This window comes from Pseudomonas sp. NPDC077451 (assembly GCF_044543345.1).
Lineage (GTDB): Bacteria > Pseudomonadota > Gammaproteobacteria > Pseudomonadales > Pseudomonadaceae > Stutzerimonas.
The window spans coordinates 75,319-88,918 of the sequence record NZ_JBITVX010000007.1; the positions used below are offsets into that span (position 1 = coordinate 75,319).

The 13,600-nt window shown below is 61.1% G+C and carries 10 protein-coding genes and 1 pseudogene; 8 read left to right on the plus strand and 3 right to left on the minus strand.

What is annotated here, in order from left to right; genetic code table 11:
- Positions 1-44 precede the first annotated feature (44 nt).
- The 8 genes and pseudogenes from ACIGHL_RS13035 (at position 45) to ACIGHL_RS13070 (ending at position 6,316) form a co-directional block, all read left to right on the plus strand.
- Complete coding sequence (locus tag ACIGHL_RS13035; protein WP_128120295.1) at positions 45-1,298, plus strand: NAD(P)/FAD-dependent oxidoreductase; 1,254 nt, start codon at positions 45-47, stop codon at positions 1,296-1,298.
- Positions 1,295-1,822, plus strand: a complete 528-nt coding sequence (locus tag ACIGHL_RS13040) for a DUF3261 domain-containing protein (protein WP_128120294.1) — start codon at positions 1,295-1,297, stop codon at positions 1,820-1,822. The genes ACIGHL_RS13035 and ACIGHL_RS13040 overlap by 4 nt, the downstream gene beginning before the upstream one ends.
- A pseudogene (locus tag ACIGHL_RS13045) lies at positions 1,819-3,005 on the plus strand (beta-ketoacyl-[acyl-carrier-protein] synthase family protein). Before ACIGHL_RS13040 ends, ACIGHL_RS13045 begins: the two are co-directional and overlap by 4 nt.
- On the plus strand, positions 3,002-3,454 hold the full coding sequence (locus tag ACIGHL_RS13050; RefSeq protein ID WP_128120292.1) for a hotdog family protein: 453 nt from the start codon (positions 3,002-3,004) through the stop codon (positions 3,452-3,454). Before ACIGHL_RS13045 ends, ACIGHL_RS13050 begins: the two are co-directional and overlap by 4 nt.
- Complete coding sequence (gene fabG / locus ACIGHL_RS13055; RefSeq protein ID WP_045430769.1) at positions 3,451-4,179, plus strand: 3-oxoacyl-ACP reductase FabG; 729 nt, start codon at positions 3,451-3,453, stop codon at positions 4,177-4,179. The genes ACIGHL_RS13050 and fabG overlap by 4 nt, the downstream gene beginning before the upstream one ends.
- The gene (locus tag ACIGHL_RS13060; RefSeq protein WP_128120291.1) at positions 4,179-5,405 is read left to right on the plus strand and encodes a beta-ketoacyl-ACP synthase; all 1,227 of its coding nucleotides are present in this window, start codon (positions 4,179-4,181) and stop codon (positions 5,403-5,405) included. The genes fabG and ACIGHL_RS13060 overlap by 1 nt, the downstream gene beginning before the upstream one ends.
- A 33-nt stretch (positions 5,406-5,438) precedes the next feature.
- Entirely contained in the window at positions 5,439-5,879 is a 441-nt protein-coding gene (locus tag ACIGHL_RS13065; protein ID WP_128120290.1) for an excinuclease, read from the plus strand.
- 143 nt (positions 5,880-6,022) lie between these two features.
- A complete protein-coding gene (locus tag ACIGHL_RS13070) occupies positions 6,023-6,316 on the plus strand; it encodes a hypothetical protein (protein ID WP_128120289.1) in 294 nt (97 codons plus the stop codon).
- Between the two features lie 55 nt (positions 6,317-6,371).
- Here ACIGHL_RS13070 and hemE read toward each other — a convergent pair whose 3' ends face one another.
- The 3 genes from hemE to gltB form a co-directional block, all read right to left on the minus strand.
- Positions 6,372-7,436 (minus strand): uroporphyrinogen decarboxylase, encoded by a 1,065-nt coding sequence (gene hemE, locus ACIGHL_RS13075; protein ID WP_128120288.1) that lies wholly within the window; start codon positions 7,434-7,436, stop codon positions 6,372-6,374.
- A gap of 163 nt (positions 7,437-7,599) precedes the next feature.
- Complete coding sequence (locus ACIGHL_RS13080) at positions 7,600-9,018, minus strand: FAD-dependent oxidoreductase (RefSeq protein WP_128120287.1); 1,419 nt, start codon at positions 9,016-9,018, stop codon at positions 7,600-7,602.
- A gap of 111 nt (positions 9,019-9,129) precedes the next feature.
- The gene (gene gltB / locus ACIGHL_RS13085; RefSeq protein WP_128120286.1) at positions 9,130-13,578 is read right to left on the minus strand and encodes a glutamate synthase large subunit; all 4,449 of its coding nucleotides are present in this window, start codon (positions 13,576-13,578) and stop codon (positions 9,130-9,132) included.
- Positions 13,579-13,600 lie beyond the last annotated feature (22 nt).

A 13,600-nucleotide genomic window follows, 5' to 3' on the forward strand; every position in this document is an offset into this window, starting at 1 on the left:
CGCCGGCAACAACCGGCATCCGCCACCCTTGTCGAGTCGAATACATGAAGGCTTCCTCGCATTCAGAAAAACGTAGCGTCGTCGTTATTGGCGCAGGGCCTTCCGGGGCCATCGCCGCTGCCCTGCTCAAGCGTCAGGGGCATGACGTGCTGATCATCGAACGACAGCGGTTTCCACGCTTTTCGATCGGAGAGAGCCTGCTTTCGCATTGCCTGGATTTCATCGAGGAAGCCGGGATGCTCGAAGCGGTACAGACCGCAGGTTTTCAGATCAAACATGGCGCAGCGTTCGGTTGCGGTGACCGCTACACCGAGTTCGATTTCCGCGACAAATTCACCGAAGGCCACGGCAGCACCTATCAGGTGCAGCGCGCGGATTTCGACCAGCTGTTGGCCGACCAGGCCGCTCTGCAAGGCGTAGAGATTCGTTACGAAGAGGAAATTACCGCCGCGGATTTCGACGGCCCGCACCCGTACTTGCAGGTCCGCCGCCTCGACGGTAGCGAATATGCGCTGCATGCCGACTTTGTCCTCGACGCCAGTGGCTACGGCCGGGTGCTGCCGCGCTTGCTCGACCTGGAAGCGCCGTCGAACTTTCCGCTGCGCCGTGCGGTGTTCACTCACATCAGGGACAACATTGAAGACCCGCATTTCGACCGCAACAAAATCCTCATCACCACCCACCCTGAATGGCGCGATGTATGGTTCTGGACCATCCCCTTCAGCGACGGCCGCTGCTCTCTGGGCGTCGTCGCCAGCGCGGAGCGTTACGCTGGACGCCCGCTGGATCTGGACGCCTGTCTCAAGGCGTTCGTCTTGGAGGCCCCTAACCTGCAGCGCATCCTCAAGCACGCTGAATGGGACACGCCGGCACGCTTGATCAACGGATACTCGGCGAACGTCAAAGCGCTGCACGGCCCCGGCTTTGCGCTTCTGGGCAATGCGGCCGAGTTTCTCGACCCAGTTTTTTCGTCCGGGGTCACCATTGCGATGCGCTCGGCAAGCATGGCGGCTGCGGTACTGCACCGGCAGCTGAACGGCGAGACCGTGGACTGGGACGGCGAATTCTCGACCCCTCTGAAGCGGGGCGTGGATACCTTCCGCGCCTATGTCGAGGGCTGGTACGACGGTAGCTTTCAGGACGTGATCTACTACGAACGCGCCCAGCCGGAGATTCGCCGCATGATCTGCTCGATCCTCGCCGGTTACGCCTGGGACAACAGCAACCCCTACGTCGCGGAGCCCAGACGCCGCTTGCGCGTATTGGCCGAGCTCTGCGCCACTCCGGCGCCTGCATGATTTCGATGAAACACAAGCTGTCACGTCTGATCTGGCTACCGCTGCTGCTGTTGCTCGGCGCCTGCGCGCAGCAACAGCCCTTGCCGAGCCAGGCGCCACGGCTGTCGCTGCCGATGCAGTTGCATATCCAGCGTCACGAGCAGGGCGAAACCGACGATTGGCTATTGGTGATTCAGCAAGAAGGGGCTGCATTGCGTTGGTCGCTGTTCAACCCACTGGGCGTCCCGCTGGCGCGCCAGCTACTCCTTGATGGACGCTGGCAAGCCGATGGGCTGCTGCCTCCGAATGCCGAAGCGCGTGCGCTGTTTGCCGCCTTGCTATTCGCACTCAGCCCCGCTGAGCAGCTGGACGAGCTCTATGCTGGTAAGCGTTGGGCGCTTCAGCAAAACGGCCGGTCGCTGGCAGACGATACCTCGGCCTGGCACGTTCGCTATGAGAAAAATGGCGGCTTCGAACTCGACGTCGAACCGACGCTGACCTATCGTGTCGCGCCTATCGCGCCAGCCGGAGCCCGCCAACAATGACCGCCTACCTCAATGCACTCGGGCTGATTTGCGCCCTGGGGCGCGGCAAGGCTGAAGTCGCACGCCGCCTGCTGGCAGGCGACAGCTCAGGTATGCAGCCGCATCCCCAGATGATTGCCGGTCGCCGTCTGCCGGTCGGCGCCGCCACTGTCGAGCTACCCTCGCTTGCCGATGCGCCGCTGCAGCACGCCACCCGCAACAACCAGCTGCTGTTGGCTGCCCTGGACGAAATCGCATGCGAAGTGGATGAAGCAATTTCCCGCTTCGGCCCAAGCCGTGTCGGCGTGGTCATGGGACGAGCACCTCCGGTATTCAGGAGGCGACCCAGGGAATAGCCCGTCTGGTACGTGACGGCCAATTGCCGTCCAGCTATCACTACACCCATCAAGAGCTTTGTGCACCGGCCAGCTTCATCAGTGAGCGACTGCAGCTCAGCGGCCCGAGCTACGCGATATCCACGGCGTGTACGTCGAGTGCACGCGCACTGCTCAGTGCCAAACGACTGCTGGATGCGGGCGTCTGCGATGCGGTTATATGTGGCGGGGTGGATTCGCTGTGTGACCTGACCCTTCGTGGTTTCAGCTCGCTGGAGGCGACCAGCGCCCATGTCTGCAATCCGTTCTCGGTCAACCGGGACGGCATCAATATTGGCGAAGCGGCGGCTGTGTTCCTGATGACCCGTGAACGCGCCCCGATTGCCCTGCTAGGCGGCGGCGCCAGTTCCGATGCGCATCACATCTCGGCCCCCGACCCGCAGGGGCTAGGCGCGATAGAGTCGATGGGCAAAGCATTGGGCAGCGCCGCAGTTCTTGCCGAGCAGATCAGCTACCTGAACCTGCACGGCACCGCTACGCGACACAACGATGCAATGGAAAGCCTGGCTGTGGCTTCGGTGTTTCCAGCCGGCGTGCCCTGCTCGTCCACCAAGCCGCTCACCGGCCATACCCTGGGTGCCGCCGGAGCGCTGGAAGCGGCGTTCTGCTGGCTGACCCTATCCGACCATAACCCTGCACAGCAGTTGCCGCCGCATCGCTGGGACGGCGAGCAAGACGCCGACCTGCCATGGTTGAGTCTGGTTGCACCCGGCACCCAAGCGACAGCGGCCGGGCAGCGGCGAACGATGAGCAACTCCTTTGCTTTTGGTGGCAATAACATCAGCCTGATCCTGGGAGATGCGCCATGATTGATTGGCCAGTAGCTGGACTACTGCCTCATGCGGGAGACATGATCCTGCTCGATGCGGTCGAGTCTTTTGATGCGGACAGCATCACGACCCACCTGCGGGTCAAAAGCGCCGGCCTGCTCAACCTGGCCGACGGCAGCCTGCCGGCCTGGGTCGGCATCGAGATCATGGCGCAGACGGTCGCCGCCTTTGCTGGCTGCCAGGCGCGCCAGGCCGGACAACCAGTGGAATTAGGTTTTTTACTGGGCACCCGCCGCTTCCAATGCAATGTAGAGCAGTTCCCAGCCGGTAGCCGGTTACGCATCCATGCGCTGCGTTCGCTGCAGGATGACAACGGCATGGGCGTGTTCGAATGCCATCTCGACGGGCCTGGCATCCATGCCGAGGCGCGCCTCAACGTGTACCGGCCGCCCGAAGTGGCGAGCTATCTGCAAGAGCCTTCCCCATGAGTAACAGCATCCTCGTCACCGGTTCCAGTCGCGGCATCGGCCGCGCCATTGCGTTGCGCCTGGCACAAAGTGGTCACGACATCGTCCTGCATTGCCGCGCGCGGCGGGACGAGGCGGAAACCGTCCAGACGCAGATTCAGGAAATGGGCCGCGCGGCGCGGATCCTGCAGTTCGACGTGGCGGATCGCGCGCAATGTCGTGAACAGCTGGAAGCCGATGTCGAAACCCATGGCGCCTATTACGGCGTGGTGTGCAACGCCGGGCTAACCCGCGACGGCGCCTTTCCAGCCCTGACCGAGGACGACTGGGATCTGGTCATGCGCACCAACCTGGACGGTTTCTACAATGTCCTGCAGCCACTGACCATGCCGATGATACGTCGCCGCCAGCCTGGACGAATCGTCTGCATTACCTCGGTGTCGGGGCTGATCGGCAACCGCGGCCAGGTCAACTACAGCGCGTCAAAGGCCGGCGTGATCGGCGCGGCGAAGGCTCTGGCTGTGGAACTCGGTAAACGACGCATCACCGTCAACTGCGTCGCGCCCGGGCTGATCGATACCGACATGCTCGACGACAACCTGCCCATCGAGGAGATGCTCAAGATGATTCCAGCACAGCGCATGGGCACGCCTGAAGAAGTCGCTGGCGCGGTCAACTTTCTGATGTCGGAAGAGGCCAGCTACATCACCCGTCAGGTTCTCGCGGTCAACGGCGGGTTGTGCTGATGAAACGCGTCGTTGTCACCGGCATGGCCGGCATCACCTCACTGGGCAGCGACTGGGCCAGTATCGAAGCCCACTTCAGCAGAGACCGCAGCGGCATTCGCTACATGCACGAGTGGGACCGGTTCACTGAGCTCAACACCCGACTGGCGGGACCGGTGGATGACTTCGCCGTCCCCAGGCACTGGACGCGCAAACAACTGCGCAGCATGGGACGGGTCTCGCGGCTGTCGGTGAAGGCCGCTGAACAGGCGCTCACCCATGCTGGCCTGCTCGATGACCCGTCGATCCGTGACGGCCGGATGGGCGTCGCCTGTGGCTCATCCACCGGCAGCACCGAGGAAATCAAGGCCTTCGGCAATATGCTACTCAACTCGGTGGCCGAAGGGCTGAACGCCAACTCCTATATCCGCATGATGCCGCACACCACGGCGGCCAACATCAGCATCTTCTTCGGCCTGACTGGCCGTGTGATTCCTACGTCGAGCGCCTGCACCAGCGGCAGCCAGGGAATCGGCTACGCCTACGAGACGATCAAGTTTGGGCGTCTGCCCATGATGCTTGCCGGCGGCGCCGAGGAACTCTGCGCCACCGAAGCCATGGTCTTCGATGCCCTGTATGCCACCAGCCTGAAGAACGACGCGCCGCATACCTCTCCGCGCCCCTACGACGCCGGCCGCGATGGCCTGGTGATCGGCGAAGGTGCTGGAATGCTGGTGCTGGAAGAGCTCGAGCATGCCCTTGCCCGTGGCGCCACGATCCACGCCGAACTGATTGGCTTTGGCAGCAATGCCGACGGCCAGCACGCGACTAAGCCCGAACAGCTGACCATGCGTCGCGCCATGGAGCTGGCGCTGGAAGACGCCGGTCTGCAACCCGACGCCATTGGCTACGTGAACGGTCATGGCACCGCCACCGAGCAGGGCGATATCGCCGAAACCCTGGCCACCCAATCGCTATTCGGCAGCGGCATGCCGATCAGCTCGCAGAAGAGCTTCCTCGGCCACACGCTAGGCGCCTGCGGCGCTCTGGAATCCTGGTTCAGCATCGAGATGATGAATAGCGACCGTTATATTCATACCCTGAATCTGAACAGCATCGATCCGCGCTGTGGCGAGCTGGACTACCTCATCGACGCACCCCGTGCGATGCAGCACGAATACGTGATGAACAACAATTTCGCCTTTGGCGGCATCAACACTTCGTTAATCTTCCGCCGCTGGACTTGACCCTTTCAACCAAAACACCGCAAGGAAAAAGCAATGAACAAGAACACATGGATCGGCGCAGCACTGGTGCTCTGCGCATTACCCGGAATCAGCCAGGCGCGCGACACCACTCACTACCTGCCATTCGATCAGGTAGTGGCCGAGGCAACGGCCTCAGGCAAACTCGACGGCAGCGTGAAGTTCTACCTGGCTGGCAGGACACCCAAGGGCGCCCAAGTCATCCGCCGTGACGTTACCACCAGCAAGAAAACCAACGCGTTCAACAAAACTGACGAGGGTGCCTGCAGCTGGGCAATGCAATCGGCGCTGATCGGCATGCAGCAGGCCGCCAAGGCGGCTGGCGCCAATGCCGTGGTGGACATCGCCAGCAATTACAAGCACGTCGAATACAAAGACAGTCAGAAGTACGAGTGCCATGCCGGCGCGATCATGGCCGGGGTTGCGATCAAGGGCAACCTGGCGAAGGTCAAGTAAAGCCCGCAGCGCTCGGGGCCATAGAGCGAAACCGAGCGCTGCACCCGGCGCGCGAGACAACGATCCAGTTGTCTTCCTTGCCGAACGAATAACTGGACCGGCGAGTCAACAGAAGCAGAACCTTCCCCTTCAAGGAGCTGCCCATGTTTGGCAAGTCAACGCACAAGTTCGAAATCAACTACCTCTTCCAGAGCGAGCCGCGTAACCACGTCATTGACTCGGAAGAAGAACGCATGTCGCAGGCCAGTGCCGCTCGGCATCTCATCGAGCTTCACAACGGCGACGCCGAAAACAGCCTGGTGATGCCGGAGGCGGGAGCTGACGAGGGCAAGATACTTGAACAGGCCGAAGTCATCGGTATTACCGATATCCGCGTAACCAAACTGGTTCACGAACATGAACCAGGCACTACGCCAGGCCACTATCAACAGCCCTGAGCGAAAGCCTGAACAAAAAAGAGCCGCTTTAAGCGGCTCTTTTTTCGGCAACGAATCAGCGGTGGTATTGCGCCGAGAGCTCGTGAACCGACTCGATGAACGCGCCGGCGTGAGCCGGATCGACTTCGGGGGTAATGCCGTGACCCAGGTTGAATACATGCCCGTTGCCATGACCGAAGCGGGCCAGGATGCGCCCGACCTCGGCACGAATGGCATCCGGCTTGGCGAACAGCACGCTGGGATCCATATTGCCCTGTAGCGCGACCTTGTCGCCCACTCGCGCCCGCGCATTGCCGATATCGCATGTCCAGTCGAGGCCCAGCGCTTCAGCTCCGGTATCTGCCATGGTTTCCAGCCACAACCCACCGCCTTTGGTGAACAGAATCACCGGCACACGGCGACCATCCTGTTCACGGATCAGCCCATCGACGATCTTCTGCATATAGGCCAGGGAGAACTCCTGATATGCGGCGGCAGAAAGGCTGCCACCCCACGAATCGAAAATCTGCACTGCCTGGGCACCGGCGAGAATCTGCCCGTTGAGGTAGCTGGTCACCGACTGCGCGAGCTTATCCAGTAGCGCATGCATCGCTTGGGGATTTTCGTAGAGCATGGCTTTGGACTTGCGGAAGTCCTTCGACGAACCGCCCTCGACCATATAGGTTGCCAAGGTCCAAGGGCTTCCGGAAAAGCCGATCAGCGGTACGCGGCCGTTAAGCTCGCGGCGAATGGTGCGTACCGCGTCCATCACGTAACCCAGGTCTTTCTCGGGATCCGGAACCGGCAACGCTTCGATATCGGCCATGTTGCTGACGACTTTCTTGAACCGTGGCCCTTCGCCTGTCTCGAAGTACAGCCCCAGACCCATCGCGTCCGGCACGGTGAGGATGTCGGAGAACAGGATCGCCGCATCCAGCGGGTAGCGCTCGAGCGGCTGAAGGGTGACTTCACAGGCCAGTTCGGGATTCATGCACAGGCTCATGAAGTCGCCCGCCTTGCTGCGGCTAGACCGGTATTCCGGGAGGTAGCGCCCGGCCTGTCGCATCATCCACACCGGGGTGACGTCGACAGGTTGCTTGAGCAAGGCGCGGAGAAAGCGATCATTCTTCAAGGCAGTCATGTCTGGGTTCCAGCGAAAAAGTGGCGGCATTGTCGCAAAGCAGATAACAAAAGGCACGGCGGGCGCCGTGCCTTTTATCTATGGGCTTGATTCTAGTCAGGCTTTTCCAACGTATGCGGCGCGCCCGTTCGGCGGGTCAGAGGAGCATGACCCGCCTTCCAAATCAAACTTCGAGATAGTCGAGGATGCCTTCGGCAGCCTGGCGCCCTTCGAAGATTGCCGTCACCACCAGATCGGAGCCGCGCACCATATCGCCACCCGCGAAGATCTTCGGGTTACTGGTCTGGTGCTTGAACTGGCCCATCTCTGGCGCGACGACCCTTCCCTGGTTATCGGTCTGGATGCTCTTGCCTTCGAACCAGTCAGCCGGACTCGGACGGAAGCCAAAGGCAATCACCACGGCATCGGCTGGCAGCACTTCTTCGGAACCAGGAATCGGCTCGGGGCTGCGACGGCCACGGGCATCCGGCGCGCCAAGACGCGTCTCGACGACCTTGACGCCTTCAACTTTGCCTTCGCCGACAATGGCGATGGGTTGCCGGTTGAAGAGGAACTTAACGCCCTCCTCCTTGGCGTTCTTCACTTCCTTGCGCGAGCCTGGCATGTTCGCCGCGTCACGACGGTAAGCGCAGGTCACGCTCTTGGCGCCCTGGCGAATGGAGGTGCGGTTGCAGTCCATCGCCGTGTCGCCACCGCCCAGAACCACGACTCTCTTGCCTTTCATGTCGACGAAGTCTTCCGGCGACTTCTCGAACCCGAGGTTGCGGTTGACGTTCGCGATCAGGAAGTCCAGCGCATCGTGGACGCCAGGAAGGTCTTCACCGGGGAAGCCTCCCTTCATGTAGGTGTAGGTGCCCATGCCCATGAACACGGCGTCGTAATCGGCGAGCAACTGGTCGATGGTCACGTCCTTGCCCACTTCGGTGTTCAGGCGGAACTCGATCCCCATCCCGGTGAAGATTTCACGGCGACGGCTGAGGACCGTCTTCTCCAGCTTGAACTCTGGAATACCAAAGGTCAGCAATCCGCCGATTTCCGGATTCTTGTCGAACACCACCGGGGTCACGCCGCTGCGCACCAGTACGTCAGCACAGCCCAGACCGGCCGGTCCAGCCCCGATGATGGCGACTTTCTTGCCGGTCGGCTTGACCTTGGACATATCGGGTCGCCAGCCCATGGCGAAGGCGGTATCGGCGATGTACTTTTCCACCGAGCCAATGGTGACCGCGCCGAAACCGTCATTCAGCGTACAGGCACCCTCGCACAGGCGATCCTGCGGGCAGACGCGCCCGCAGACTTCCGGCAGGGTATTGGTCTGGTGCGCCAGTTCGGCCGCGGCGAGGATGTTGCCTTCCGAAACCAGCTTTAGCCAGTTGGGAATGTAGTTGTGAACCGGGCACTTCCACTCGCAGTAGGGGTTGCCGCAACCCAGGCAGCGGTGGGCCTGCTCGCAGGCCTGCTGCGGCTTGAACGGTTCATAGATCTCGACGAACTCTTTCTTGCGCTGTCGCAGCAGCTTTTTCTTCGGATCCTTGCGCCCGACTTCGATGAACTGGAAGTCGTTATTCAGACGTTCAGTCATTTCAAAACCTCTTAGCGGCAGCCGCAAGCCCAAGGCTGCAGACTGCGTGACAATCACGGAGCGGGGCAAGCCTCGGGCATCTTGCCGAGGCTTGCCGCTTGAACCTGCTTTTTATTGGGGGTTGGCCCGAGTGCTCGACAGCAGTGACGCCAGGTTGGCCGCCTTTGGCTTCACCAGCCAGAAACGACGCAGATAGTCGTCGAGGTTTTCCAGGAGTTTCGCGCCCCATGCGCTGCCGGTTTCGGCGACATATTCGCGCAGCACTTCCTGTAGATGGCTACGGTGGGCTTCCATGGCCTCACCTGTGATCCGCTGCAGGTTGACCAGCTCGTTGTTCACCCGGTCGACGAAGCTGTTGTCCATGTCCAGAACATAGGCGAAACCGCCGGTCATACCGGAGCCGAAGTTATAGCCGGTCTTGCCGAGGACACAGACAAAACCGCCGGTCATGTACTCACAGCAATGATCGCCGGTGCCTTCCACAACCGCATGGGCGCCAGAGTTACGCACGGCAAAACGCTCACCCGCGGTACCCGCAGCGAACAACTTGCCGCCCGTGGCGCCATACAGACAGGTATTGCCAACGATGGCCGAATGCTGCGATTCGAAAACGCTGCTCTTGGGCTGGGTAACCACCAGTTTGCCACCGGTCATGCCTTTACCGACGTAATCGTTGGCATCCCCTTCCAGATACAGATGCAAGCCACCCGCGTTCCAGACGCCGAAGCTCTGACCGGCTGTGCCCTTGAAGCGGAAGGTGATCGGCGCGTCCTTCATGCCCTGGTTGCCATGCACCTGGGCGATCTCGCCGGAGACACGAGCGCCGATGGAGCGATCGCAATTGCAGATGTCCAGTTCGAACTCACCGCCGCTCTTGGCATCAATGGCAGCACGAGCGAGTTTGACCATTTCCTCGGCCAGCAACCCCTGATCGAACGGTGGGTTCTTCTCTACCTCACAGAACTGCGGCTTGTCGGCCGGAATGTGATCGCTGCCGAGCAACGGCGACAGATCCAGATGGTTCTGCTTGGCGGTTTCACCTGGCAGCAGCTCGAGCAGATCGGTACGCCCGATCAGTTCCTGCAGGGTGCGCACACCAAGCCGAGCCAGCCACTCGCGGGTTTCCTCGGCGACGAAGGTGAAGAAGTTGACCACCATGTCGACCGTGCCGATGAAATGGTCTTTGCGTAGCTGATCGTTCTGCGTGGCGATACCGGTGGCGCAGTTGTTCAGATGGCAAATACGCAGGTACTTGCAACCCAGCGCAATCATCGGGGCGGTGCCGAAACCGAAGCTCTCGGCGCCGAGAATAGCGGCTTTGACCACGTCCAGGCCGGTCTTCAGCCCGCCGTCGGTCTGTACGCGAACCTTACCCCGCAGGTCGTTGCCACGCAGGGTCTGGTGCGTTTCGGCCAGACCGAGTTCCCAGGGGGAGCCGGCATAACGAATGGAGGTCAACGGCGAGGCGCCTGTGCCACCGTCGTAGCCGGAGATGGTGATCAGGTCGGCGTAGGCCTTAGCAACGCCAGCGGCAATGGTGCCGACCCCAGGCTCGGCCACCAGCTTGACCGAAACCAGCGCCTTGGGATTGACCTGCTTGAGGTCGAAGATCAGCTGGGCCAGATCCTCGATCGAATAGATGTCGTGGTGCGGCGGTGGCGAAATAAGCGTGACGCCCGGCACCGCGTAACGCAGCTTGGCGATCAGGCCGTTGACCTTACCACCCGGCAGCTGGCCACCTTCGCCGGGCTTGGCACCCTGTGCGACTTTGATCTGCAGCACTTCGGCGTTGACCAGGTATTCAGGCGTGACACCGAAGCGGCCAGTGGCCACCTGCTTGATCTTCGAGCTGCGCTCGGTGCGATAACGCGCGGGATCTTCGCCGCCCTCACCGGAGTTTGAGCGTGCGCCAATGCGATTCATCGCCGCGGCAATCGCCTCGTGCGCTTCCGGGGACAGCGCGCCGAGCGAAATGCCGGCGGAGTCGAAACGCTTGAGGATCTTCTCGAGCGGCTCGACTTCTTCAAGCGCCAGTGGCTGATCAGACACCTTCAGTTTGAGCAGGTCGCGCAGCATCGCGGCCGGACGCTGGTCGACCAGTGCGGTGTATTCCTTGAAGCGGCTGTAGTCGCCTTCCTGCACGGCGACCTGCAACGCCGCTACGACGTCGGGGTTGTAGGCGTGGTATTCACCACCGTAGACGAACTTCAGCAAGCCGCCCTGCTGGATCGGCTTGCGTGCACTCCAGGCCTCGGTCGCTAGAGCCTTCTGCTCGGCTTCCAGATCAGCATAGCGAGCGCCCTTGATACGGCTGGCGACCCCACGGAAACTGACATCGACAATCTCATCCGCCAGACCCACGGCCTCGAACAGCTGGGCGCCACGGTACGAGGTGATGGTCGAGATGCCCATCTTCGAGATGATTTTCAGCAGGCCCTTGGAGATCCCCTTGCGGTAGTGCTTGAACACCTCGTAGAGGTCGCCAAGTACTTCGCCAGTGCGGATCAGGTCGCCAAGCACTTCGAACGCCAGGAAAGGATAGACTGCAGTCGCACCGAAACCGATCAGAACGGCAAAATGATGTGGGTCGCGTGCAGTGGCGGTTTCCACCAGAATGTTGCAGTCACAGCGCAGGCCTGTTTCGATCAGGCGGTGGTGCACCGCACCTACGGCCAGCGATGCATGCACCGGCAGCTTGCCCGGCTGGATATTGCGGTCGCTGAGGATCAGCATGACCTTGCCGCTGCGCACGGCCTCTTCAGCTTGGTCAGCGATATTGCGAACCGCCGCTTCCAGGCCGAGGGACTCGTCATAGTTGAGGTCGATCAGATGGCGCTCGAAACCTGGACGATCGAGCTCCATGATCGTCCGCCATTTCGCAGGAGAGATCACTGGTGTGGTCAGGATCGCGCGATTGGCGTGATCGGCGGTTTCTTCGAAGACGTTACGCTCTGCGCCCAGGCAGGTTTCCAGTGACATCACGATCGACTCGCGCAGCGGGTCAATCGGCGGGTTGGTGACCTGCGCAAATTGCTGACGGAAGTAGTCGAACGGTGAGCGAACTCGGCGCGACAGCACAGCCATCGGGGTGTCGTCGCCCATGGAGCCGACAGCTTCCTGACCCTGCTCCGCAAGAGGACGCAGAACCTGATCACGCTCTTCGAAGGTGACTTGGAACATCTTCATGTATTGCTTAAGCTGGTCGGCATCGTAAAACGCCGAGCCATGGTCGTTATCGTCCAGGGTCGACTGGATACGCAACGCGTTCTGGCGTAACCAGGTCTTGTACGGATGCTGAGACTTCAGACGGTTATCGATGTCATCGGTATGCAGTACCTGTCCGGTTTCGGTATCCACCGCCAGGATCTGCCCCGGCCCGACACGACCCTTGGCGATCACGTCTTCCGGCTTGTAATCCCAGACACCCACTTCGGAAGCCAGAGTGATGTAGCCGTTCGTCGTCGTAACCCATCGCGCAGGGCGCAGACCATTGCGGTCGAGCAGGCAGATCGCATGGCGGCCATCGGTGAGCACTACGCCCGCAGGACCGTCCCAAGGCTCCATGTGCATGGAGTTGAATTCATAGAAGGCGCGCAGATCGGGATCCATCGTCTCGACGTTCTGCCAGGCCGGAGGAATGATCATGCGCAGGCCACGGAACAAATCCATACCGCCGGTGACCAACAGCTCCAGCATATTGTCCATGCTTGAGGAGTCGGAGCCCGTACGGTTGACCAGCGGATCGAGGGCTTCCAGGTCCGGAAGCAGCTCATTGGCAAACTTCAGTCGGCGCGCCTGCGCCCAGTTGCGGTTACCAGTGATGGTGTTGATCTCGCCGTTATGAGCGAGGAAACGGAACGGTTGAGCCAACGGCCATTGCGGCATCGTGTTGGTGGAGAAGCGCTGATGGAACACGCAGATGGCCGTGGCCAGACGCTCATCGCCGAGATCGGGATAGAACTGCGCCAGGTCCGCCGGCATCATCAAACCTTTGTAGATGATGTCTTTATCGGAGAGGCTGCAGACGTAGAATTCCTTGTCATCTGCGAGGGCAACTTCGGCACGGCGACGAGCGAAGAACAGCTTGATGCCGAAATCACGCTCAGACAGGCCTTCCGCAGCGACGAATACCTGTTCGATGCGCGGCAGGCGCTCCAAGGCGAGACGGCCCAAAACGGTGGTATCGACTGGAACCTCACGCCAGCCAACCAGGGTCAGACCCTGGGCAGCAATCTGTTCGTTGAGGCTGGTCCGGGCCGTTTCCGCCTTGGCCGCATCCTGGCTGAGGAAGATCATCCCGACGGCGTAGTGCGCCGGCAGATCGGCATCGAAATGCTGCTTGGCCATGGCGCGAAGAAACGCGTCAGGCTTCTGCATCAGCAGGCCGCAACCATCGCCGGTCTTACCGTCAGCGTTGATGCCGCCCCGGTGAGTCATGCAGGTGAGTGATTGAATTGCGGTCTGAAGCAGGTGATGGCTTGCCTCGCCTTGCATGTGGGCGATCAGACCGAAGCCGCAGTTATCCTTGAACTCTTCAGGACGAAACAGACCTGCTCTCATAGGCACTCCACCAGCTAAATGC

What these genes read in the sequence shown, in the direction of transcription:
- ACIGHL_RS13035 (WP_128120295.1), top strand. Translation starts at nt 45, where the DNA reads ATGAAGGCTTCCTCGCATTCAGAAAAACGTAGCGTCGTCGTTATTGGC.
- ACIGHL_RS13040 (WP_128120294.1), top strand. Translation starts at nt 1,295, where the DNA reads ATGATTTCGATGAAACACAAGCTGTCACGTCTGATCTGGCTACCGCTG.
- ACIGHL_RS13050 (WP_128120292.1), top strand. Translation starts at nt 3,002, where the DNA reads ATGATTGATTGGCCAGTAGCTGGACTACTGCCTCATGCGGGAGACATG.
- fabG (WP_045430769.1), top strand. Translation starts at nt 3,451, where the DNA reads ATGAGTAACAGCATCCTCGTCACCGGTTCCAGTCGCGGCATCGGCCGC.
- ACIGHL_RS13060 (WP_128120291.1), top strand. Translation starts at nt 4,179, where the DNA reads ATGAAACGCGTCGTTGTCACCGGCATGGCCGGCATCACCTCACTGGGC.
- ACIGHL_RS13065 (WP_128120290.1), top strand. Translation starts at nt 5,439, where the DNA reads ATGAACAAGAACACATGGATCGGCGCAGCACTGGTGCTCTGCGCATTA.
- ACIGHL_RS13070 (WP_128120289.1), top strand. Translation starts at nt 6,023, where the DNA reads ATGTTTGGCAAGTCAACGCACAAGTTCGAAATCAACTACCTCTTCCAG.
- hemE (WP_128120288.1), bottom strand. Translation starts at nt 7,436, where the DNA reads ATGACTGCCTTGAAGAATGATCGCTTTCTCCGCGCCTTGCTCAAGCAA.
- ACIGHL_RS13080 (WP_128120287.1), bottom strand. Translation starts at nt 9,018, where the DNA reads ATGACTGAACGTCTGAATAACGACTTCCAGTTCATCGAAGTCGGGCGC.
- gltB (WP_128120286.1), bottom strand. Translation starts at nt 13,578, where the DNA reads ATGAGAGCAGGTCTGTTTCGTCCTGAAGAGTTCAAGGATAACTGCGGC.